This is a genomic window from Acinetobacter sp. YH01019 (genome assembly GCF_013420285.1).
Lineage (GTDB): Bacteria > Pseudomonadota > Gammaproteobacteria > Pseudomonadales > Moraxellaceae > Acinetobacter > Acinetobacter gandensis.
Genome location: NZ_VOYM01000001.1, coordinates 105,956 through 130,923, shown reverse-complemented (window position 1 = coordinate 130,923; position 24,968 = coordinate 105,956). Strand labels below are relative to the sequence as shown.

16 protein-coding genes are annotated in these 24,968 nt (G+C 41.8%); 10 read left to right on the top strand and 6 right to left on the bottom strand.

The window, feature by feature from the left end; all coding sequences use genetic code 11:
- Nucleotides 1-2: 2 nt before the first annotated feature.
- The 4 genes from rpsO to FTT84_RS00625 all read right to left on the bottom strand — a co-directional run bounded on the left by rpsO (nt 3) and on the right by FTT84_RS00625 (nt 10,606).
- On the bottom strand, nt 3-272 hold the full coding sequence (rpsO, locus tag FTT84_RS00640; RefSeq protein WP_067761248.1) for a 30S ribosomal protein S15: 270 nt from the start codon (nt 270-272) through the stop codon (nt 3-5).
- A gap of 859 nt (nt 273-1,131) precedes the next feature.
- Nucleotides 1,132-2,847, bottom strand: a complete 1,716-nt coding sequence (gene recD / locus FTT84_RS00635) for an exodeoxyribonuclease V subunit alpha (RefSeq protein WP_180079669.1) — start codon at nt 2,845-2,847, stop codon at nt 1,132-1,134.
- Between the two features lie 194 nt (nt 2,848-3,041).
- Nucleotides 3,042-6,812, bottom strand: a complete 3,771-nt coding sequence (locus FTT84_RS00630) for a UvrD-helicase domain-containing protein (RefSeq protein ID WP_257223341.1) — start codon at nt 6,810-6,812, stop codon at nt 3,042-3,044.
- Nucleotides 6,809-10,606, bottom strand: a complete 3,798-nt coding sequence (locus FTT84_RS00625; protein ID WP_180056257.1) for an exodeoxyribonuclease V subunit gamma — start codon at nt 10,604-10,606, stop codon at nt 6,809-6,811. The genes FTT84_RS00630 and FTT84_RS00625 overlap by 4 nt, the downstream gene beginning before the upstream one ends.
- A 179-nt stretch (nt 10,607-10,785) precedes the next feature.
- Here FTT84_RS00625 and FTT84_RS00620 point away from each other — a divergent pair, with 179 nt between their 5' ends.
- The gene (locus tag FTT84_RS00620; RefSeq protein ID WP_180056256.1) at nt 10,786-11,307 is read left to right on the top strand and encodes a hypothetical protein; all 522 of its coding nucleotides are present in this window, start codon (nt 10,786-10,788) and stop codon (nt 11,305-11,307) included.
- 71 nt (nt 11,308-11,378) lie between these two features.
- On the opposite strand, the gene FTT84_RS00615 is transcribed toward FTT84_RS00620, so the two are convergent.
- Nucleotides 11,379-12,797 (bottom strand): phosphate--AMP phosphotransferase, encoded by a 1,419-nt coding sequence (locus FTT84_RS00615; RefSeq protein WP_067761260.1) that lies wholly within the window; start codon nt 12,795-12,797, stop codon nt 11,379-11,381.
- Nucleotides 12,798-13,006: 209 nt separating this feature from the next.
- Here FTT84_RS00615 and FTT84_RS00610 point away from each other — a divergent pair, with 209 nt between their 5' ends.
- From FTT84_RS00610 to FTT84_RS00580, 7 genes are all read left to right on the top strand, one after another.
- Entirely contained in the window at nt 13,007-13,720 is a 714-nt protein-coding gene (locus FTT84_RS00610; RefSeq protein ID WP_067761263.1) for a hypothetical protein, read from the top strand.
- Between the two features lie 227 nt (nt 13,721-13,947).
- Entirely contained in the window at nt 13,948-14,892 is a 945-nt protein-coding gene (gene ubiE, locus FTT84_RS00605) for a bifunctional demethylmenaquinone methyltransferase/2-methoxy-6-polyprenyl-1,4-benzoquinol methylase UbiE (RefSeq protein ID WP_180056255.1), read from the top strand.
- A 16-nt stretch (nt 14,893-14,908) separates the two neighbouring features.
- Nucleotides 14,909-15,577, top strand: coding sequence for an SCP2 domain-containing protein (locus FTT84_RS00600; protein ID WP_067761269.1), 669 nt, complete (start codon nt 14,909-14,911; stop codon nt 15,575-15,577).
- 18 nt (nt 15,578-15,595) lie between these two features.
- Nucleotides 15,596-17,215 (top strand): AarF/ABC1/UbiB kinase family protein, encoded by a 1,620-nt coding sequence (locus tag FTT84_RS00595; RefSeq protein WP_180056254.1) that lies wholly within the window; start codon nt 15,596-15,598, stop codon nt 17,213-17,215.
- A 190-nt stretch (nt 17,216-17,405) separates the two neighbouring features.
- The gene (locus FTT84_RS00590; protein WP_180056253.1) at nt 17,406-17,816 is read left to right on the top strand and encodes a hypothetical protein; all 411 of its coding nucleotides are present in this window, start codon (nt 17,406-17,408) and stop codon (nt 17,814-17,816) included.
- Nucleotides 17,817-17,920: 104 nt separating this feature from the next.
- Nucleotides 17,921-19,000, top strand: coding sequence for a patatin-like phospholipase family protein (locus tag FTT84_RS00585; RefSeq protein WP_180056252.1), 1,080 nt, complete (start codon nt 17,921-17,923; stop codon nt 18,998-19,000).
- A 74-nt stretch (nt 19,001-19,074) separates the two neighbouring features.
- Entirely contained in the window at nt 19,075-19,389 is a 315-nt protein-coding gene (locus FTT84_RS00580; RefSeq protein ID WP_067761284.1) for a hypothetical protein, read from the top strand.
- 308 nt (nt 19,390-19,697) lie between these two features.
- Here the strand turns inward: FTT84_RS00580 and FTT84_RS00575 are convergent, their stop codons facing one another.
- Nucleotides 19,698-22,055: a Tex family protein gene (locus tag FTT84_RS00575; protein ID WP_180056251.1), complete on the bottom strand. Its 2,358-nt coding sequence runs from the start codon at nt 22,053-22,055 to the stop codon at nt 19,698-19,700.
- A gap of 329 nt (nt 22,056-22,384) precedes the next feature.
- On the opposite strand from FTT84_RS00575, the gene ompR reads away from it, so the two are divergent.
- Together ompR and FTT84_RS00565 are read left to right on the top strand one after the other, a co-directional pair.
- The gene (gene ompR, locus FTT84_RS00570) at nt 22,385-23,149 is read left to right on the top strand and encodes a two-component system response regulator OmpR (RefSeq protein WP_067761296.1); all 765 of its coding nucleotides are present in this window, start codon (nt 22,385-22,387) and stop codon (nt 23,147-23,149) included.
- Between the two features lie 275 nt (nt 23,150-23,424).
- Nucleotides 23,425-24,885, top strand: a complete 1,461-nt coding sequence (locus tag FTT84_RS00565; RefSeq protein WP_180056250.1) for an ATP-binding protein — start codon at nt 23,425-23,427, stop codon at nt 24,883-24,885.
- The last annotated feature ends 83 nt before the right edge of the window (nt 24,886-24,968 follow it).

The window sequence follows — 24,968 nt, the reverse complement described above, 5'->3', positions numbered from 1 at the left end:
AATTAACGACGTAAACCTAAAGCAGCGATCAAAGCGCTGTAACGAGTAGCGTCTTTACCTTTAAGGTAGTCAAGAAGCTTACGACGTTGGTTAACCATACGGATAAGACCGCGACGGCTATGGTGGTCGTGTTTGTGCTCTTTGAAGTGACCTTGTAAATCATTGATTTGAGCAGTTAAAAGAGCTACTTGAACTTCTGGTGAACCAGTGTCGTTTTCAGCGCGAGCAAATTTAGCGATGATCTCTGCGCGATCTGCGTTAGTTAAAGCCATTCGATTTCTCCGAGATGCTTAAGGTTAAAATTTGATACGAATCAACTGATGAATCAGCTGACTGCCGTGCATCACTACAGCAAGTGCATTATATTAAGGGAAAATGGGTCTGATTGCAAAAAGAGATGACCATCAGCACAGGGATTTTCACCTATAAATTTAGGCTCAGCGCTTGAGTCATTTATTCTGCACACCACATCAGCTTTTCTTATTGTTTTTTATATAAATATTATTCTAAGCTGAATTAAAAAATATATCGCTCCAAAGACTTTGCCATTTAATGGTGAATTCTTTTTACTCACTTAAACTCCATATCCACTCCTAATGGCTCAGGTTAAAAAAAAGCCCGAGCTAGGCTCGGGCTTTTTTGCGCTGTAGTTTCTTCTTTTTTAATTATTGTTTTATTATTTATTGTTTTATATGGCGCTTTTTCGCGTCCTTATGTTAAACATTCCATGTTTTAACTCACACTTCCTTATGTGGTAGATTTTGCCACAACTCCTTGAAGTTAAAAGTCGTATTTTACGTATCTATATGTAAGCCATTTCGTACAAAACTTAAACAGTATTAAACCAATGTTACATTGAGACATATCGCGATTTTCAGACATAAAAAAGCCCTGTAGTCTCTCCCAAAACTACAAGGCTTAGCGGCTGTAAGTTTCCTCTTTCCTTACTTCACTGTAAGTTCGCTGTCTTTTGACGTTATCATTATATTTATGCGATTTTACTCAACTGTCCGTGTTGAGTTCTTTTTGTGTGAAGTCATCTTCTCAAAAACAGTACAAAAGCTCCATGCGCAAATCTCCTGAATCAATGTAAGCATTTTCTTACAAAGCACGATACATTTTGCCTATACTTTATAAAGACAACTGATTGTTAATTTTTTCTAAAAGACCGCTACTCCGTGTTGTACGTTTGGTGAGCGCTTTTGCAAAAGCCTCTTTTGCAACCAAAAGGCTGACAACTTTTTTCGCCCGCGTGATCCCGGTATAAATCAGCTCCTTACTCATCATGGCTGTGGCATGATTTTCTAGCACCACAGCTGTATGGGTAAATTCAGAACCTTGCGACTTATGAATGGTAAGTACGTAGGCAGTTTCAATATTTTTAGGTAACCGTGTCGCCATGACCCACTTATTTAAACTTGGAAAATAGACTTCAAATTGGGCTGAATTTTCTGATGGTCGTTGTAAACAAATGCCAATATCACCATTCGACAGACCGAGTTGATAATCGTTATAGGTCATCATCACAGGACGCCCCACATACCAGTCCCCTTGCTTTAATATCCCAAGTGCATCCAATACGCGCAGCTCAATTTGCTGATTAAGCTCATGTAAGCCCAACTTGCCAAAACGAATCGCAGATAAAATACGATAATGATCAAAATTTTGAATCACTTGCTCTAGCCATTGATCAAATTGATCTTTTTGCTGCTGTGCCTGCTTTAAAATCTCGACAAAGGGCTGAAAGCCATACATCAACTGATCATAGTACTTGCCCCATTGGATATTCTCTTGTGTATCCTCGGGTAAGTATTCCAATTGAATCACATCTGACATTTCGGCGCGCAGCGGCACAGGAACCAATGTACTTGGCTTAACCACATCGTGCTCAAATTGAGTCAGGACTTGTGTCGTGCTTTGCTGTTCAGCTTGCCTTTGAATAAAGGCTGCAAACTTACCAATGGCGGCATCTGAAACAAAACGGCGACTGTTTTTTAAATGAGTGCGATTTTCTGCTAAGGCATCAACATCTTGTAAATTTGCCAACACGGCACCCACATCCACAGAAGCCAATTGTTCCGCATCACCCAGTAATATGAGCTTGGCTTGATCTGGTACAGCAGCGAATAACATTTGCGCCAAACTTAAATCGAGCATTGAGGCTTCATCAACCACGACCACATCATAAGGTAAGCGCTGACGTTCATTAAAGCGAGGGATATAACGAGTGCCTAAACCGAGTAAGCGATGTAGGGTCACTGGCTTTAAGGTTTTCTTTAATATTGAATAGTGCTGTAATGCAGGATCTTTAAATGCTGCTTGCAAGGCTTCTTCCATACGCTGCGCGGCCTTACCCGTTGGTGCTGCCATAGCAATACGTAAAGTTGGATTGGCTTCATTTAATACGGCAATAATACGTGCCAAGGTATAGGTTTTTCCTGTACCAGGCCCACCGGTAATAATATTTAAATGCTGCTGATACACCATATTCAGCGCTTGAACCTGAAACGTATCTGTTAATAAATCTTTCGCAATATCAGCAGCCAGTGCTTGAGTTGGCTGTTGTTTTAGCCGTTTTACTTGCACTGCCAAAGCATACTCAAGTGACCAATAACGGTATAAATACAGGTATTGATCATCATAAACAAAAGGACTCGGTTGTTTCAGGGCGATACTTTCAGGCTGAGCCAAATGCTTTAAGCAACTGACTTGTGGAGTATTAATCTGAATACAACTGTCGCCATTTTCAATTGCTTGCATTAACTGTTGAATTAACTGCGTGGCTTGGGCTTGATCGCTAATATCCGATGCAAATTGCTGCAGTAAATAGGCGATCCAATCTGGCATAACGAGGTCATTTTCAGCCGGATCAAGCACATTTTTAGCGCTTAAAACCGTGCTTTTTAATGAATTTTTCTCTGTCGTGCTCAAACCCTGTACAGATAAGCTTTTCTGATCATTTTCCACACAGTTATCCTCAAACTTATCCACAAAGCAATCTATTGTTTTCATTTCATTATTTTGCTGGCCAAGGGATTTATTCACGCCTGAACCTCAGCTTTTGCACTTAAAATTTCATCTAATTTTTCAATGAATGCATCGTCTGGTTTCCAATAATGCACTCCTGCATTGCTTTGACCATCCATACCACGCAGGTATAAATAGCTCGCTCCACCCAAATGCTGTCGCATATTGTAATCTTTCATCACCACTTTTAAATAGCGATGTAGAGCCACCAAGTACAATGCAGCCTGTAGCCAATAACTAGAATGGCTCATGCTTTCACGTATATGCTGACTGTCATACTGCGCAGTAGATTCGCCTAAATAATTACTCTTATAATCGGCAATGTGATAACGCTGACCATCAAAATAAACCAAGTCAATTGAACCAGTTAGATAGCGTGCAGTAAACACATCATTCAAGTCTTGAATGTTCAAATCCGCTTCTTTTAAGCTTTCAAACAATGTACGAATTTTGCGGATTCCAAGTGCTCGATCCGCCAAACTCATATGGAAATCCATTTCTGAACGGTATTCACCATCTTGCAATTGGCTCAAACTAAAGCCGCCATGCAGCGGTGTGTGAATGATTTGTGAATACCATTCGTGCATTAGATTCACTACATTTTCAATGTCTTGCTCATCATTCCCTGTTGGCCCCAATTGCTTAATCAGTTTTTGTAGCATGTGGGGCGAATCAAACTCCACATCACTTTTAAAACGGGTCGTAATGGATTGTGCCAAACGATCGTCAGGGGTACTGAATTTGACTTTTTCCATGAGTTTATGCAGAAAACTCCCTGGCTTTGTGCCTTTTGGAAAGTTTTTCTTAATCCATGAAATGGGTTCAGAATGCGTTGCGATTTGCATTTCAGCCTGTTCCACTTCATCTGCCGCACTCTCATCCGTCTCGGTGATTACAGCTGCAAGTTGATCTCGCTGTGCATAAACTTTATGTTCAGTTCGCGTTAACGCAGTAAAGCTGGTTTTCTCTCGTGGGTAAAAATTTCCTACAGGTATCACATCTGCCTGTAGTGCTATGGTTTCTTCTTTCAGCAGAATCATGTGATCCAAAGCAGCTTTGAGCACTTCAGCCTCACAACTTTCATGATGATTGAAGGATGTCGCGGTTAACCCACGCCAAAAAGTCAGCCCTGAACGCTCTGCCGCTTGTTGCTTTTTCTCATCTGATAAGTGTCTAAGCACCGCATAAACACGATAACTGGCGCGGGTAAGCGCCACATACCAAAGGCGATGATGTTCTGCTTCATTTCGTGCTTCATGCTGCTGTCGGTCATCTTCAGGTAAATCAGATGTTTTGACCGCAATCACGCGTTCGAGCCCAAGGCTTTTCTTATGATTTTCCTTTAAAGAAAAATTCAGACTGCTTTTTTCACTTAAACCTGCATTGGCGCCTAACAGAAATACACAACCAAATTCCAAGCCCTTTGAGGCATGAATAGTCATGAGCTGCACACCTAAATTTCCCGTCAGTTTGCGCTCTTGGGTACTTTCATTATTAATGCCTAAATTAATCTGCCGAATAAACCACTGATACAGCTTATGCGCACCGGTGTAATGCTCACTTTGCTGACTCAATAATTCGGTCAGATGCCGCAGATTCACTACAGTACGTTCATTGTCACGACTTTGACCGGCTACCAACCGTGTCCACACTTGAAATAGAGTCATGCAGCTATTCCATGCGCTACGAAAACCTTGCTCATTCCAAATCAGGCGGATCTGTTCAAGCTGCTCAATTATTCGGGTTAAACCGTCAGGTTGCTGTTCTAATTCAACCAGTGCTTTTAAATCGTAGCCCAATAAGCGACTCAGTAAGGCACGTTTCACTTTGGATTCTTGGTAAGGGTTTAAGATGGCTGTCAGCAATGCGGCAACATCTTGCGCTATTGCACTCTTATAAACGCTTTCACGAGAGGCTTTGTAGCAAGGAACGCCTAAATGTTGCAGCGCCTTTTGCACCTGTTCTAATTCAAAATGGTTTTGTCCCAATACTGCAATATCGTCCGCTTGCAGCGCCCGAGCACCGGATTTTTCCTGAAAATATAAGTGTCCCTGCTGTGCCTGATTAAGTAAGGCTTGTATTTGCCAAGCCACTTGATCTGCTTCGTTCGAATCTTCTTCAAGCTGTAACCAACGTAGAGGCTGTGGATTGACTTGTTGATGATCAATTAAGGGTGGATGTTCACGTTCACCGGCTTGGATTGGGGTGTATTCGACCTGTTCACCAAAGTCCATCTGCCGATGAAACAAGGCATCAACCACTTCCACCAAGTTTTTCACTGAGCGATGGTTTTTATTTAAGGTATAACAACATCCACCCTTGGTTTGTATGTCATGTCGTGCTTTACGATAAGTCAACATATCACCACCACGGAAACCATAAATCGCCTGCTTGGGATCTCCAACCATAATCATACAACCTTGCTGTAAGCGCGTTTTTTCCCGCCAAATACTCGACAGCATGTCATCTTGATCTTGGTTGGTATCTTGGAACTCATCCACTAAAATCAGAGGATAACGAGCCAAGACATGTGCAGCAAAGCTATCTTTCCCTGCTGCTGAAGTCTGTTGCAATGCATCCGACAAAGTCCGGATTTGCTGAGAAAATGTGGTTTCACCTGCTTGCTGAAGAACTTGTGGTAGACGCTTTTTCACTTCCTGCGCCAAATAGAAATTCAGATATTGTTCCGCTTGATTGAGATGATCAAACGCTTCAATAAAGGCACGAAGTTGCTGTACAAACACATGTTGATAAAACGTGGTTTGCACATTCGGTTGTTCCTCAACGACTTTGTCTTTAAAAGCACGATCCTTCCAAAATTTTTTGGTAGGATCAAAAAACAACTTACGAACACCTTTTACAATCGATTGCAAGGAAGTCGTTTCTGCAAGGACAGCTTGGCTTCCCTGCTGTTCAAAATGTTGCAAGAAGGTTGGTAATTCAGTATTAAATAGCGTGAAAAAAGAGCCTTTAGTAAATCGTTTCGCTTCGACATAATTTTTATATTCGCTATTAGCATCAAAACAGCCTGCTAACTCCTCTTTGGCTTTTGGCAGCAATTGCACCAATTGTTGACAGATATTTTCAAAATGCAGAAGCGTATTTTCAGGTAATTCAGGTACGCGCAAATCAACTGAAGGGAAATTTAAGCTTTCCTTCACCACACTCAAATAATAGTCTGGCCCTTTGAGCTGATTATTCAGCATCAAATACTCAATTAAATGTGCAGACTGCTGCTGTATCCAATCACGCAATAAATCGTGAATTAAACGCTCAATATGCAGGTCTTCATCATCACTAATTTGTACCTGTTCAATACGACCACTTTCAAAAGCAAACTCACGTAATAACTTTTGGCTAAAACTATCGAGCGTACCGACAAACAGCTCTTCATACTGTTGTAGTACTACATTTAAACGATGATATGCATAGTCTAAATGATGCCCATGATCTTTTAATACCTGCTGATACAATGGATCGCTAATCGTTTGCTGTAAGGTTTGTAATTCAGACGCAGAAGTGGCCAGTAGCCCATAAATAAAATCACGGGTTTCTTCTGTGCGTAAACGAACACGTGCCTTTAATTCAGCTGTAGCTTTACGGGTAAATGTCGTCGCAATCACCTGATTTGGCAGATATCGATCGAGAAAAATACGCACCATTAAGCTTGATAAGGTATAAGTTTTACCAGTCCCAGCTGAGGCTTCAATCCAATGCAGACCAGTGAAATGCATATCCGCAATCGGGTTGGTCGAAACGTTGATATTGTGCTGCGGCATATTCATTTTTTACCCTCAGGCTTAATCAGCTCTAGTTTTTTCACTCCATCCTGTTCATCATCCATGACCTGATATAGGCGTTCAGCATAGTATGTGCTGGACAATTGAAATAATTCATCCGCTGCCTGCTGCTGTAAAATAAAGCGCCAATCGCGATGGTGACAATTGGCTTCATCAGATTCTAGCTCAATACCAAAACTATGATTATTCAGCCATTTATCTTGTAATTTTTGCAGATTGTCTGGAACAACCTGTCCATTTTCATTTTCTACCCATTGGGTCTTTTCTTGACGAATCAGTGCCGCCGGCAGTATCACAGGACGTTTTTGTGCATGCCGCCACAAACCGAACCAACTTGCTAATTGCTGTTTGGCTTGTGCAGAACTCAAGCCATGACAGATGATGGTTTTATCATTACAAATCACCTCACGGACGTATTGCGCCCCATCTTCACCTAAGTCCAAATAACTTAGCCAAAGTAAATATTCCAACCACGTTTGGGTTTGGCGCTTCGGCTTGGCACTCGAGGCCATGCAACTCAACCAAAGTGTTGTATGCTGATCTTCAGGTACTTGAATACTTAAGAGTAAATTGTCCTCAATATTTAAGTTTTGCTGTGTGGTCGCAGTGATCTGACGACCATCCAAACGCTGCACTAATTGTGCTTGCTCTGCTAAGCTAATTTTCCATGTACCTGTGCGGGTATGTCCGACAGGCAGCACATCTTGGAACAACGCAATATCTGGCTCAATTCGGCCGTCTGTTTCATCATCTGTTTGTGTTGTGGTATGAAGTACTGCATTGGGCTGAACATAATGTTTTTGTAGTAGTTCACGCACATGATATTGCTGCAATTTATCGAGCAATAGAGGCTCTTGCTGCGGCAATTGATCACCCGTGTAAACACTGGCCACCCCAAGTGTTTTTAGGTACAAACGTGCAGGAAATACTACATCTTTAATCCACTCCTGCCCATCCAACACTCGTATTTCAGTATCTTCCACGACTGGATAATCACGGTTAATCCAAGGCTGACGTGGGCCAGCACTGTGCTGAATTTGCTCCGCCACCGCAAACCATTGGTCTTGAAAACGTAAACTTTTACTTGGCTGAAAACCTTTCGGATCAAACGGTTGTAAGGGATGAACGTGATAGAGCGCTTCAAGCTGCTGAGGTATCCGTAAGCCCTCTAAATCCAGCATAGCTTCATGCGGCTGATCTAATGTTTGAGGACAGATCATCTTGGCTAAAAATTGGCTAAATTCATATAAAACCGAAGACGGCTCACGGCTTTCACCATCATTGACATCGAAGCCGTTATAGAACAGCCAGAGCGACTGCCGTGCAAATAATAAGGCGTCTAGAAATGCACCCTTATCGTCTTCTAAGCGTGAACGATCACCCAAGACCGGTTTAAGCAACTCCATCAAATCAAAAGGCACTTGCTGATCACGGCGTGGAAACTTGCCACTATCCATATTCATCAAGACCACCAAGTCATACGGTACTTGGCGCACTTTACCAATATCGGCAAAAGTAACTGATCCGGTCGGTTCAGCCTGCTCAGCCGAAGCCTCTAAACTTTGCTGTATTTCTTTTAAAATCAGCATCAAAGGCAAATCAAAACTCTCTGGCAATGAACCCACTTTTTCACTTTGCGCATTATGTAGTCGCTGTGTCACTGCGCGTAATACTTTACGAATATCCTCAAAAGCACGGCCACCTGTTTCAGCAAAAGGCTTCAAATCTGCATCTAAATGTTCAAGCCACTGTTGCACTGAATGACATGGCAATGTTGTTGCCTGTGGATTTAACCACTCTCGACGTTCTGCAATATCTTGATAAATTTGGATAAGTGTCTGCACCAATTCAAAGTCGGCACTTAAAACGCCTGCAAAACTCAAGGTGCCACCAAAAACCATATGCTGCGGAATCGCCACTCCCAAAACCAAACGATCTAAGGCAAATTTAAAGGTGTAGCGATAGTCCTGATCATTTTCAGCCAAATAGGCCTGCATATGCTGTTCGTCTAAGCCACGACGGAAACCAGCATTGATCAACAATTCCATCATGCGTTCCATTTGCACATGATCAAGTTGATAATAATGCTGTACTGCATTTAAATTCAGCCAATCGTGAAAGTCTTCAGCGCTAAATCGCCCTTGGCTAATTTCAATACGCCCAACAAAAGCTTGCCACGCATTATTTACATCTTGGCTAATCACCCCAGCAATTTTCACTGGAATATATGGCAAATCTTGAGCCGTGCGTGCAATACCACGGGTCGTTGAAAACACCGTACGAATATGTGGTTCCAGCTCTTTTAAATTCGGCACCAAAATCAAAATATCGCTCGGATGACGAGGTGCTTCAGGTGTTCCTGCTGCCAACCATCGTACCAATTGGTCTCGCAACACTTCCAGTTGACGCAAACTAGAATGACAAACATGGAATTGAATGGATTGATCTTCTTGCGCTAAAGCATAGCCATGTTTTTCTGGCTCTTGCAAAGTCATAATGTCATGCTGAATCTGCCCCAGTAATGTATTGGGTTCATCTTCAGGAAAAACATCTTCCCAACCTTCACCACCTGACATATTCACCAATAAGGCAAAATTATCACGCGCACGCTTCCCTAAACGGGTTAACAGCGAATGTTGTGACTCACGTAGCTCTGCATTGGTGGTATTTAAATAGGCTTGGATTTGTTCCGTCGTCACCTTAGGGTTTCGCTCAATATAACGCTGCTGTAATTTCAAGTTATAGCGGTCTTTCCACACCGGATCGACCATATCTGCCCAATATTCACGCGATGGGTTGAAATAAAGTAAGTGAACTTCTGTGAACTCACCAAGTCGATACAGAAATTTCAACTGTGCAGGCGGTAATTCCAAGGTGGTAAAAACAAAAATTTGTGCAGGTAAGCCATTATAGGTTTGGTGACGTTCATCATCTTCATCGACAGAACCATCCCCTAAAGAGAACTCTAGTTGCTGCTGATGATGGTATTCAGCTTGGCGTAGCGCCTGCCAAAATTTGTTATCAATCTCAAACCGATCATTAAAGTCTTTTTGGAACAATGCATGCCAAAGCCAGCGTTGCCATTGCTCCAATTGAGCAGCTTGAGTCGGTAAATATTCCGCTGCTTGATCAGGCTTAAATCCAGTTAATTGCAATACATCGAGTGGCTTATTTTTTGTCCACGCACTGAGCCAATCGGTATCACAATGTGGACATACCCATGTTTCTACACCTTCATCTGGGGTATGAATACAACTGCCACGATAGGTTGCATAGTTTGTAAATAATCGTGTGACTTGCGCTGCAATCCAATACAGCATTTCCTGACGTTTACTTTTTCGTTTATTAGGATCAGATAAACTGGAGCTATTGTCATACACACGTTGCAACAACACCTGTAAATCGGCAGGTGTATTTGCGGTGTCCAGGCTATCCGATTGAATGAATTGCGCTAGGCCATGATAAATACGCCACTGCATAATCAAAGGCGGCGTGTTAATCCCTTTAATCCGCTCACGATCTTGTTTGGTCGGTAGCGCCCACTCATAGGCTTTCCACTGTAAGCCTAAAATTTTGCGGTGATGCTGGATATTGGCACTGATGCTGATTTTTTCTGAAATCTGCTGTTCTAGCCACGTGGCAATAGCTTGATCGGGGACAACAATATGGCGCTCTTGTAACACAGACAGCGCATTGGTTGATTGCTGGGTTTTGAGCTGATCAATCAGACAATCCACCAATACTTCGATGCGCTGACTTTGAATTACGTGTATTGCCATGTTTTACCTATACCGCCTACGTGACCAACTACTACAAAATAACAATGATTATTTACTATACATCTTCGACTGTCTATGCGACTTTGACAAGATAATAGATTGCAAAAAATGCTTTTAAACAAGTATCTTAATGATACTTTATGAGAAAAAATCCAATATTGCTTTAAGGGTATCTGCTTATGAAAATAGACAACATTCCAGAATCAATTGATCCCAACCTAAATCTGGAAATTATTCGTGCCGAATGCCTTGAACTCGTCAAAAAACGTGCTTACTTTTCTGCAGGCGCTGCGATTATTCCTGTGCCATTTTTAGATGTGGTGATTGACGTTGGCATCTTGTCACAGTTAATTCCAGAAATTAACAATCGCTTTGGTTTAGCACCTGAACAAATCAGTGTCTATGACCCCAAAACCAAACAAATTCACTGGAGTGAGCTACGTAAACGTGGTGTCGAGTTCTCTGGTCTCGTGGTTGCACGAACTGCCATGAAGAAATCACTCAACAATATTGCAGCGAAGTACATCACCAAACAAGTGACGAAATTTATTCCACTCGGCGGCCAGGCCATAGCAGCCACTTTGGGCTATATTGTGATGAAAAAAGTCGCTGAAACCCATGTTGAAGAAAGCTACCAACTGGCTAAACGCATTCAACAAAAATTTCCAAATCAACCGACACCCACCCCACAAAATGGCTAAGACGGATAGATCTATTTAACAATATAAACCCCGCCATGTGCGGGGTTTATATTAAGTGTACACGCTTCAACTTAATCCGCTTTTAATTGCTTTAAAATGGTTTGCAAAATTTCTAAACGAGCACTGTGTTTATCATTGGTCGAAACAATATGCCATGGCGCATATGCAGTATTGGTTCGCTCAAACATATCAGCCGCGGCCTTCAAATAATCATCCCACCGCTCGCGGTTACGCCAATCATCTGGAGTAATTTTAAAACGCTTATGTGCTGCTTCCTCACGTGCTTTAAAACGCAGCGCCTGTTCATCTTTACTAATGGCCAACCAAAACTTTATGACCACCGTTTGACTGTCAAATAAGTCCTTTTCAAAACGATTAATTTCATCATAAGCGCGTTGCCATTCCACATCGTTAGCAAAGCCTTCAATTCGCTCAACCAAAACGCGACCATACCAACTGCGGTCAAAAATAGTGATCTTTTCTTCTGGCAAAATTTTATTCCAAAAACGCCATAAATATGGTCGACGCAACTCATACTTTTCAGGTGCGGCGATAGTGTGAATTTCATATTCACGAGGGTCGAGTTTTTTCACAATGCGCTTAATTGCCCCACCTTTGCCGGCTGCATCCATGCCCTCAAATGCAATCACCACATTGCGGCTATCAAAGCGTAACGCTTCAGCAACTTTACGACTGAGCTTTTTCAGTTCTTGCTTATAGGCTGCCGCATCAGCAACTTCCGTACTGGGTTGTAATAATGCTTCAGGAATCTTCGCTTGTTTCCAACGCCCGACTGCTTTGTTCGGATGCACTGGACAATGCTTCAACGTCGTTAAAATATGCTGCGCAAATTGCTGATCACGTACCTGCTCATCTTCGCAATCAATGATTATCCAATCGTTTGTAAATCGCTGACGTAAGCGCTGTAAATTGTCATACTGTTTTTTATTACGCCAGTCTAAGCTATGCAATTTATGCCAACGCGCTTCGCTTGGGTCCATATCATCCAAACGCTTCTGCAACGATTTCCAAGACAGATCAAACCAAATCTTAATCACATCGACATTGTTATTTTTCAGGTCTTGTTCATACGCTCGCATATTTTCAACATAGTCATCAAATAGCGTTTCATCCAAGGGCTTAGAAACATGCATGGCGGTACTGAGCAAATCACTGTACCAATTGCCAAACAGCACCATAATCTGCCCTTCTGCAGGAATAAAACGTGCGTAGGACTGCCAAAAGGTTTGTTTCTGATTAAACATAACTGGCGCATCGGCTTTTACCCGCAGGTAACGTGGATCAACCCATTCACGTAGTTGTTTAACTGCTTCACCTTTACCCGCCAACTCAATTCCACTCACTAAAATCAGTACACTTTTCGCATTCGGCTGACGACTGGTATTTTTCAGTTGATACTGGGCTTCAATTAAATCAACAGAGAGTTGTTCTTCATCCATTAATTGAAATTCTGTTTCTTCTTCGCGCATGATTAACCTGTTTATTTTCGTTCTGATTTCAGTATAACCACGCCTTTAAATTTGCAACAATGCATTTCATGTCAAATTAAGTACGCCTAAACTGGCTATTTCTGCAACAAACTGACCCAGTTTGTATCGCTCTTTGATCAGTTTGTCATAGCAGGAAGCCGAAACACCTACTAAGATTCATTCATCTGAAAAAATAATTGAGACACCGAATGTCCAAACTTGCGGTACTAGATGATTTACTTGAATTGTATTACCAATTGAATTATCACAAAAAGCCAGAAATTTTAGCGCGTTTACAAGATGTGCAGCAGTGGCAAAAGCAGCGTATGCAACACACCCATGCCAAACAATTTGCAGAAAAGCACAATGTGTTAATGTCGGAATATTTTATTAATCGTTTATATGGCGGCCCCGACTTCGATGCGTTAGCACAACAGATTGCACGTCTGACCCGCTATGCACACAAAGCAGAAAAACTCATTCCTGATAACGCCATTAAAACTGGCACATCTGGTGTGCAATTGGCCATTTTAGCGGTGCAATTAGATGAGCAAGTGGCAATGCAACTGTTAGAAGATTATCCATCAAATCCCCCCTTAACAGATGAGATGATGCGCCTTACCTATTTAAAGTTAGATCAAGGAAAAGACCGTTTATTACAATTACAATTGCTTGATGATTTAGGTCGTAACCTCGATAAATATATGCGTTCATTTATGGTTTATACAGCGTTCAAAATGTGTAAAGGTGCAGCCAGCAAATACAACTTTGAAATCATGTATGACTTTATGCAAGACGGCTTCCTTGCCATGAAACCACTGAAGTCCGCAGAAAAATTTGTCCGTGAATTTACCGCGGTAGAACGTCAAATTGTTCAGCGTGTGCATGCTGGTGATCCAAACCCGTTTCGCCCTGCGGCATAAGGCAAAATGCCTGCACTTTGGCGCAGCATGGGTTATGCTAAGACGCAAAGTGCAGCAGTAGAATTCAGATTTTTTATAGGGGATTTGCAAAGCAATTACAGCAGATCCTTATTTTTTCTGTATATTATTCATAACAAATGCAATATGACTGCTGTATAAGCACAGAGAATCTGTCATCATGCTTGCAAAGCAACATTAACCCTATTTATATGTTAGGAGTGACTCTAATGTCTAACGAGAATCAAACGCCTGCCCCTACACCTGAGTCGGCACAAAATACAGACAAAGCGAGTCCATTCTTAACTGAGCCATTACCACAAGGGACAGCACAAGGTCAGCAACAATCTTTAGAACAACGCCTAACCGATACGCCTGTGACTGGTTCAGTACCTAAATACAATTTGCCACGTGGTGCTAATACCGGCAACGTCGGTGTAACAACGCACTTCGGCTATCAAACCGTAAACAGTGAAGATAAAGCACAAAAAGTAGCTGAAGTTTTCCACTCTGTTGCAAGCAAATACGACATCATGAATGACTTAATGTCATTTGGTATTCACCGTCTTTGGAAACGTTTTGCCATTAATATGTCGGGTGTTCGTCGTGGTCAACACGTGCTTGATATCGCAGGTGGTACTGGTGACTTGGCTAAAGTCTTCAGTCGTGAAGTCGGCCCAACAGGTCATGTCGTACTGTCAGATATTAATGAATCAATGTTGAATGTTGGTCGTGATCGTCTAATTGATGCTGGCTGTACCAATGTTGATTTCGTTTTGGCCAATGCTGAAACGCTAGAACCATTTGCAGACAACAGCTTTGACCTATTGACTATTTCATTTGGTCTACGCAATGTGACAGACAAAGATGCAGCGCTTGCTGCCATGTACCGCGTGCTTAAGCCAGGTGGTCGCTTATTGATTTTAGAGTTCTCAAAACCTGTGTTTGAGCCATTCTCAAAACTCTATGACATGTACTCATTCACTGCGCTACCAATTATGGGCAAGCTGATTGCAAACGATTCAGAAAGCTATAAGTACCTTGCAGAATCAATTCGTATGCATCCAGACCAACGTACCCTGAAAGGCATGATGGAAAATGCAGGCTTCCAAAACTGCGACTACCACAACTTAACAGGTGGTATCGTTGCGGTACACCGTGGTTTCAAACTTTAATACCGCAGGCTGAACTATGTGGTCGATTCTAGCACTCGGTGCAGTTGAACGATTAATTCATCATGTGATTGATTTGGATGCGATTACCCGCATCCAGCTCAATGAATTGCAAGGCAAAATGCTGCGTGTGGTGATCGACTCACCACAGCTATCAGTGGATGTATTCTTTGACCAAGAAAAAGTTCGCTTAGAACCTACACCAACAGGCCATACTGAAGCCGCATCCATCTTCGAACAGCGTCCGTTTGAACAGCAAAAGCAAATTACAGAAGCCACAGCGACGCTGCATGTCAAAACCGTGATTGAATTGTTAAAACTGCTGTTAGCTGAAGATGTTGGCAATATTCCACTGCAAGGTGATTATCACTTATTGCAAGATATTCAGCGCATCATGCAGCAAGCTGAACCGGATTTGGCTGCACATTTAAGTCCATGGATTGGCCCGAGCCTTGCTCATGAAATTGGCAAGCTGCAACTTGCACCGAAACATCTTAAACGTACTTTACAAAGCCATTTGTTCTTTGCTGAAGACGCATTAAAAGAAGATTCAGGCTTGCTTGCCCCACGCTGGCAGATGGACGACCTGAATCAAGACACCCGTATTTTGAATCAAAATTTAGACCGTGCAGAAGCTAAAATTCAGCAACTGCAAAATCAAATTGATTCCTTACAAGACAACATTTAAGACTAGGTAATTACATATATGATTCCGCACGTTTCACGTTTACTCGACCTTTGGCGCATTGCCGCGCACTATAGACTCGACACGTTGTTTCCTGCGGAAGAATTACCTGAAAAAGCCCGTCATATTCTGTCCATCATTCGCATGCACCCTGCGGCATGGTCGAGCCGTGAGCGTAAAAATCCGCTCAAACTCAAAGAGGCGATGGAAGAAATGGGCCCGCTTGCGATTAAGCTCGGACAGCTTTTATCGACCCGTCGTGATTTGATTCCACCCGAAGTCTTAAAACAGCTTGTTTTATTACAAGATCAAGTCAAACCATTTGGTAATGATGTCGCAAAAATGCGTATTCAAGAATCACTCAAGGCCGATGTAAATACCTTGTTTGCCCGCTTTGACGAACAACCGCTTGCGGCTGCATCTATTGCTCAAGTGCATACCGCAGCGCTGCATGATGGTCGTGAAGTTGTGGTCAAAGTGACTCGTCCGAATATTCGCAACCAAATTCTGCAAGATTTTGAAATTTTAGAATGGCTCGGCCAGTTCCTAGAGAAACGTTTAGAAGCAGCACGCGCATTACATTTATCTGAAATTATTCAGGACTATCGTCAAATTATTCTGAATGAATTGGATTTGACTTTAGAAGCAGACAATACCCGCCGTATGCGTCATTACTTCACGGGTTCAAGCATGATGTATGTACCTGAAGTCTATATGGACAGCCGTGATGTGATGGTTGAAGAACGCATTACCGGTGTGCCAATTTCAGATATTGCGACTTTTGACCGTTTGGGCATGGATCGTAAAGATTTGGCGGAAAAAGGGCTGACTATTTTCTTTACCCAAGTGTTCCGCGATAACTTCTTCCATGCGGATATGCATCCGGGTAACGTGTTTGTTGAAACTATTAATCCAAGTAATCCACGCTTTATTGCATTGGACTGCGCGATTATGGGCGAGCTGTCGAAGCACGACCAAATGACCGTTGCACGCATGTTGCTTGCAGTGATGAACAGCGACTTTATGCAGCTGATTCAAATTGTGCATCAAGCGGGTTGGATTCCACCGGGTACAGATCAAGATGCTTTGGCGCGTGAAATGCGCCGCACCGTCGGGCCAATGGTTTCTAAACCAATGCACGAACTGGACTTTGCCGGCATCCTGATTCAAGTGATGGATATTGCCCGTCGTTTCCATCTGGAAATTCCACCACAATTGATGTTGTTGCTCAAAACTTTGGTACATGTAGAAGGCTTGGGCACAGACCTTTACCCTGAATTAGACATTTGGAGTTTGGCTAAACCAATCTTGACGGATTGGATTAAAGCCCAAATGAATCCGCAGAAAAATCTTAAAGAACTTGGACAAAAAATTCCCGACCTGTTACTCGGTGCACAAGATTTACCAACCTTGATGATTGATAGCCTCAATGGCTTGAAAAATCAGTCGGCATGGCATGCAAAACAACTCAATGAACTACAAAGCATGCGCCTACAAGTGGAACATCAGCAAAAGCGTAGTTGGGTATTTGGCAGCATCATGGCAATTTTCCTATCGATTGCCATTATCTCGCCGTGGTATGTTTCGATTGTTTTAATTGCACTTTCAAGCGTATTAGCTGTGTGGCGTGTATTTAAATAAAATATTCTAAAATGTCTCGGAAAATCACTTAAAATAGTGATTTGAATATAGACATAAATTTGCTTCAATCTGTTTAGCGCCTTGATAAATCAAGGTGCAATACCATGACTCTAAAATTATTTAAAAACGTTTAAATACTTATTAACTTTAAAAAAATTAGAACCTTTAGAATCAAGATCGCAGGTTAACTATGTCATACAGTTATTTAGGGGTGCTGTATGGTCGAAATCCACTCAGAGCGTGCGCCACTGCATTGCTATATAGTTTTTCGACCCTGCTTGATGTATTCGTACATTTGAATATGTATCTGTCCTTGATTGCATGGCAACCTGCACTCAATACCACCATGTATCGAATGCAGCACAGTTCAGCTTTTTGGTGGATCATTCTCTTTAACCTGCTTCCCTGCTTATTCCTTGTTTTTTTGCCACAGCACAAACTCATGTCGGGGTTAAATTATTGGTTATGTGCAGGCACAGTCTTTTTTATCCTTAATCTATTTATGTGGGCAGTATTTCCGATGGCTACTTGGGTGATTGTCTGCTTGAGCCTGTTTCAACTCCATCGACATAACGAACTTTTATTACAACAGCGCTATTAAACACATCTACATGACTGATAAGTCATGAGTGGTAAGTTTCAGCCATTGGGCCAATTTTAAAAGCGACTAAAATAACTGTACGACTGTATTTTTAGTTTACTGCCATGACCCAAATTTTGCATAAAAGACCACCTTCGCTGAATATCCGTGCTGGCCACTTAGCACGTCAGTTGGTTGAACAAGAAGGCTTACAAGCATCACACATAGATATTATTCCTGGTGCAGCGGGTGGCCCAAAAGGTATTGGCATTCAAGGCTTAGATCAGGCGATATTTGCTGACTTTTTACCACGTGCAGCACAGAAGCGTACTTTAATTGGTTCATCTATTGGCAGTTGGCGTTTTGCCAGTATTGCGGCATGGGGCGCAACTGAAGGCACAAAGCGCTTGTCTGAGCTCTATACCCACCTACACTTTCATAAAAAAATGAGTCGTCAAGAAGTGAGTGATATTTGCCGTGGTATGTTGATTGATCTCATTCAAGGCAAAGAAGGCGAGTTGGTCAATCATCCTGACTATCATCTCACCGTCATTTCTGTCAAAGCTCAACATATCTTCCAAAGTGATAAAGCTTTGCCTTTACTGGCCTCGGTTGCAGGGATTGTCGGTACGACTGCCGTAGCCCGTAAGCACAGTCGTCACTTTATGCAACGTGTAATTAGCCAACCACAATCAGGTCCACAATTTAAAATTGATGATGATGGCTTTACTACACACTATCACTCGCTTACACCAGACAGTGTCACGCCTTGGCTGATGGCTTCAGCATCCATTCCAGGTGTCATGGCCGCAATTCGTGACATTCCAGATGCTCCACAAGGCTGTTATAGAGATGGTGGCTTAATTGATTACCACATAGATTTACCCTTCCAAAGCCAAGGCATAGTGTTGTATCCACATTTTACTGACAGCATTACACCGGGCTGGTTTGATAAATTATTTAAACGTCAGGCTAATCCTGACAATCAAGCACGTACCCTTTTACTCTCTCCATCACAGGAATATCTTGCAAGCTTACCATTAGGTCGTTTACCTGACCGTAAAGACTTTACCCTCAAAGGTTTAGACAACCAGCAACGTATTCAGATGTGGAATCAATGTGTTGCTGAAAGTCAGCGTATGGGCGATGAATTTTTAGAAATGGTTGAAAAGCAGAATTTCCCTGCGTTTATGCAAGCACTTTAAGCGTTACAGTATTCTGTACAAATGGGCGTTATAATACCGTTAGATTATTTAGGTCAGTATGTTAGTTAAGATTTATGCGGATATTTTTAATTGTTTTGCAGTATGCCTGCGTCGCTTTTGCACTCTTCCTTGGCTATCAAGTTTCTACAGCTCTCATCAGTGGTCAATACGATTTAATGGAAGTCGTTGCCGATGTAGGTACAATTCTAATTTGTATTGATTTAGCGGTGTTTCTCTTCACTTCTAATGCGAAACAAGGCATTAGTATTGAAGATTATGCGAAACAACTAGAGCAAACCCCTTCTAAATTGGTTTATGTTACCCGTAAGATGGGGCATTTCGGTATTTTACTGATTATTACCAGTTGGATTGTTCCGATGATTCGGTAGGTCTCAATGATTCAATAAAAAGTCATTTAGATGAAGCCTCTGAATGTATGTTTTTGAAGTCATAGTTAACCGTTTATAATAAATTTAAAAAAATTAGATTTAAAAAAATAATGACCTAAAGCTTTGTAACCGCGTTATGGCGAGAACAATATTGTCGGACAATCCAATTTTTAGAAAGGTAATATTTATAGACTTATTGTGTGATTTTTATACTTTATTGCTAATCTTAAGATTAGACTCATATATCATTGCTATGGCACTTATATAAAAAAACCTCCCATTAGGGAGGTTTTTTTAGAACTTAAAGATTACTTCGAACCTTTAATCCCTGCTTGTAATAACAATGCACCCAAACCACCAATTTTGTTTTCTTGTGGTTTAGCCGCTTGATGTTTCTTGCCTTGTGGGCGGTCGCCTTGAGGACGAGACTGCTGTGGACGTTTCGCATGTGGCTTACGCTCACCGCGTTGCTCTTGCTGTGCATTATCACGACGTGGTTGACGTTGTGGTTTTGCCGCAACAGCGCCTTCAGCACGCATCGACAAGTTCACACGGTTACGTTCAACATCAACGTTTAACACTCGAACTTGTACAATTTGACCTGGTTTCACCACTTTATGTGGATCTGCCACAAATTCATTTGCAAGCTCTGAAATATGAACTAAACCGTCTTGGTGAACACCTACATCAACAAATGCACCGAAGTTGGTTACATTAGTAACCACACCTTCAAGCTGTAAACCTTCCGTCAATTGACCAACTTCAGTAATGTCTTCACGGAATTTAGCCGTGCGGAACTCTGGACGTGGGTCACGGCCTGGTTTTTCAAGTTCAGATAAAACGTCTTGAATTGTCGGTAGACCAAATTGGTCATTCACAAATTCTTCGGCGTTTACTTGGCGAATAATTTCAGTATTACCAATAATATCTTTGACTGTGGTTGCTTTCGCTGCCACAATTTTTTCTACTAAACCATAAGATTCAGGGTGAACAGCAGAAGCATCAAGTGGCTCAGAACCATCTTGAATACGCAAGAAGCCTGCTGCTTGTTCAAAGGTCCGCTCGCCTAAACGAGGAACTTTTTTCAAACTTTGGCGGTTGTCAAAACGACCATTTTCTTTACGGAAATCCACAATTTGCTGTGCAATTGATTTATTCAAACCCGCGATATAACCCAAGATTGCAGATGATGCTGTGTTCACATCTACACCAACTGAGTTCACGCAGTCTTCAACTACTGCTTCTAGTGTTTTTGCTAAACCTGTTTGGTTCACGTCATGTTGGTATTGACCTACACCAATCGATTTCGGATCAATTTTCACAAGCTCCGCCAATGGGTCTTGTAAACGACGAGCAATCGACACTGCACCACGAATCGAAACATCGAGCTCTGGCAATTCTTGAGAAGCCAATTCAGATGCTGAATAAACCGATGCACCTGCTTCAGAGACAGACACACGAATCAAATTCAAATCCGTATTCGCAGCCATCATTTCAGCCACAACCGCTTCAGTTTCACGGCTTGCAGTCCCATTACCAATCGCAATTAATTCAACATTGAATTCGCGGCAAAGGCGCGCAAGCTCTGCAATTGAACCAGCTTTATCTTCTTTCGGGGCAAATGGGTAAATAGTGCTGTGTGCAAGTACATCACCTGATGCATTCACAACGGCCAATTTCACACCCGTACGGATACCAGGGTCAACACCCAGAGTGGTACGCGCGCCTGCTGGTGCAGAAAGTAATAAATGACGTAGGTTTTCAGCAAATACATCCATCGCTTCAGCTTCGGCAGCCAAACGATTTTCAGTCAATAATGAATGCTCAATAGCAGGACGTACTTTGCCCAACCAGAACAGTTTTGCTGTTTGTTTTAAGAAATCTGCGCGTGCTTGAGGCTGTGCAGTTTCAACATTGTATTCAGTTTCAATACGTGCCAATGGTGCATCATCTTCACCATCGACTTTTAAGCCTAGGACATTTTCTTGACGGCCACGTAGCATCGCCAATAAACGATGTGACGGCACTTTATTTAAGCTTTCAGAAAAATCGAAGTAATCACGGAATTTTTTACCAACTTCTTTTTTCTCATCACTTGCCACTAAACTTTTTAACATTGCTGTTTTTGCAAATGTTGCTTTGAGTTCAGTGGTTAATGGAATATTTTGCGCCCATTCATCAATTAAAATGTGTTGAATCGCATCAAGTTGACTTTCAACATCTGCATAATCTTCATGGCTAAAGCCTGCCAAAGCTTCCGTAGGATCGATCGCTTCATTAAAGATTTTTTCAGCGATTGAGCCTAAACCCGCTTCTTTTGCTTTAAATGATTTACTGGTACGTTTTGGACGATACGGTGCGTAAATTTCTTCTAATGCATTTTTAGTTTCTGCTGCATTTACTCGTGCAAGTAAGTCATCAGATAACTTGTTTTGTTCTTTTAGAGACTCAATCACTTTCTCACGACGATCGAATAAATCACGCAGGTAGGCAAGACGTGTATCAAGCTGACGTAATTGAGTATCGTCCAAGCCTTGCGTCACTTCTTTACGGTAACGAGCGATAAATGGAACACTGGCACCCTCATCAATAAGCTTGATGGCAGCTTCAATTTGATTTGGACGTACGGCAATTTCTTTTGCCAACTGCTGAACTAAGTCAGTCATCGTATTAGATCCCTGCAAGGATAAGTTCTAAAAGCCATGATTATAAAGACCAAGACCATAAAATCCACAATTGTTTTTATAAATTTATGCGTGGTTTTTATTGCCAATCCATAGCAATGACACATTTTTTTACTAAACTGACTATGAAACAGCAAATTAGCGAATCCAGCGTACAGAACTTAAACCGCTTAACATGTATACATTTGGTATCTATGTCTTGATTTTAACTGCAATATTTGTTGCTTTAGAGCATAGTAAATTTATATAAATGAATCGTATACTCAAGTGAAATCTACTTTTTGTTTACGATGACAATAAAGGAGCACGTCATGAGTTTAGTTGTACCTGCTGAAAAAACAGATGCCGTACATGCCGAAACCGACCGAGTTGAACGCATTTTGGTTGTCGATGACGACGTTCGTCTGCGCACGCTCTTACAACGCTTCTTAGAAGATAAAGGGTTTGTGGTTAAAACCGCACATGATGCGACTCAAATGGATCGTCTGTTACAGCGCGAACTTTTCTCTTTGATTGTGCTTGACTTCATGTTACCCGTTGAAGATGGCTTAAGTATCTGTCGTCGCTTACGTCAATCAAATATTGATACACCTATCATTATGTTGACTGCACGTGGCAGTGACTCAGACCGTATTGCCGGTTTAGAAGCTGGCGCAGATGACTATCTACCTAAACCATTTAACCCAAATGAACTTTTAGCACGTATTCGTGCGGTATTACGTCGTCAAGTACGTGAAGTTCCTGGTGCACCAAGCCAGCAAATGGAAGTGGTTTCATTCGGTCCATGGTCACTGGATTTGTCTACCCGCACATTAACACGTGAAGGCCAAGTGGTAACGTTAACGACCGGTGAATTTGCGGTTCTTAAAGCTCTCGTTCAACACCCACGTGAACCACTCACTCGTGACAAACTGATGAATCTTGCACGTGGTCGTGAATGGGGTGCAATGGAGCGTTCAATTGACGTTCAAGTCTCTCGCCTACGCCGCTTGGTGGAAGAGAACCCTGCCCGTGCTCGTTATATCCAAACCGTATGGGGTGTAGGTTATGTATTTGTTCCAGATGGTGCGGAATAAGATTAAACAAAGATAAATGTCGCTAACACGACGGAGTCTTTTCATTAAACCTAATAGATATGCAATAACCTGTGGTTCGCCTTACTTTTGTTTCGGCAAAAGTAAGCAAAACCATTGTCATCCGCAAAACTCGTCCATTTTCTGCACATAGATAAAATCATCGCAGAAACTTTATATATTAAACACCTCCTGCCTCAAACAGTTGCGGATGACCTGAGCGCGTATCGGACATGGTTTATTGTTCTAACACTTTAAATTTTGCTCTAGGATAATGCGTGAAACTAGAACCAATCGACCCACAGGAATTTACCGACTACGTTGCCTACTCCGAAAAAAAACGGACACATTGGGAACGCTTCCTCGATAAAATTAAACCTCGTTCGGCAGCCATGCGCACCACCGTATTGGTCTTGTTTGTGGTGTTTTTTAGCCTGTTCATGTCTTTATGGTTCTTCTGGCGTACACTTTACCTCCCTGAAATTCAACAACATGCACGCTATTTAGCAGTTGAATTGGAAATCATTAACAACCCCGATCTACGTATTTTTCACAATAATGCCGAAGTTGATGTCGATGACTGGATGCGTAATCGTGTTGGCATTGAATATGTCACCGATCCTAAAGAGTTTCCGAACGTTAAAGACAAAGTTATTGCTGAATTCTTTACCAATCAAATTGAGAAAAAATTAGCCAAGGAAATGCGTATTGACAATGCCACCGTGTATTTCCAATTTAAGCCCGACCCACGCATTTGGATTCAAACTCCCGAAATGAACGGGAACTGGGTCCGTGAACCATTAAAAACCTATGCGAACTATAGTGCTGAACTAATTCTCGGATGGTTACTTGGAATTCCGCTGATTGCTGCCGCGATTATTTTAACTTTAGTGCGTCAGCTCAACCGTCCACTCAAACGCTTACAAGATGCCGCGAATAGCTATAGTAAGCATGGCACTGCACCATATTTAGAAACCAACCATGGCCCACAGGAAATTCGTGAAGTTAACCAAGCCTTTAATCACATGGTGTATACCTTAGAGCAGACAGAACGCGACCGCCGCATTATGTTGGCCGGCATTTCTCATGACCTACGCACCCCACTGACACGCATTCGACTCAGCGCAGAAATGATGCCCGATGATGACTTCTTAAAAGAAGGGCTGATTTATGATGTTGAAGATATGGATGCCATTTTGAATCAATTTATTTCATATATGCGTGATGGTTCAGATGAAACGCCTCAAGATACCGACTTGAATGCCGTACTACAGGAATTAGTCATTCAATTTAAACCATTGGATATTCGTTTTGAGCCACAGGATTTACCAATTATTCAGGCACGAACCCTGTCTTTAAAACGTTTAATTGGTAATCTCATTAATAACTCGAAGCGTTATGGTGCCGAACCGATTGAACTATCAACCGAATATGAAGGCGATCATATTAAAATTCGTGTTGCTGATCATGGTGAAGGGATTCCTGAAGATCAAATTGAAGATTTAATGCAACCTTTTGTGCGTGGAAATGATGCTCGAACCATCCAAGGAAGTGGTCTAGGTTTAGCCATTGTAAAACGAATTGTAGACATCCATTGTGGTGAACTTTCAATTCACAATCGTGCCGAAGGTGGACTAGAAGCGATCATTTCCTTACCAATCAATAAATTAGAAAATGATGAAATTTTAAACAACAGTCCATTAGAAAAAATCAAACAAACTTTGACTGAACGCTTTTAACAAGCGTTCAAAAAAAAGACAAACGATTTTGTTTAACGATTAACCGTTGTATTTTTTTACTTTAATAATCAATAAAATAAAAA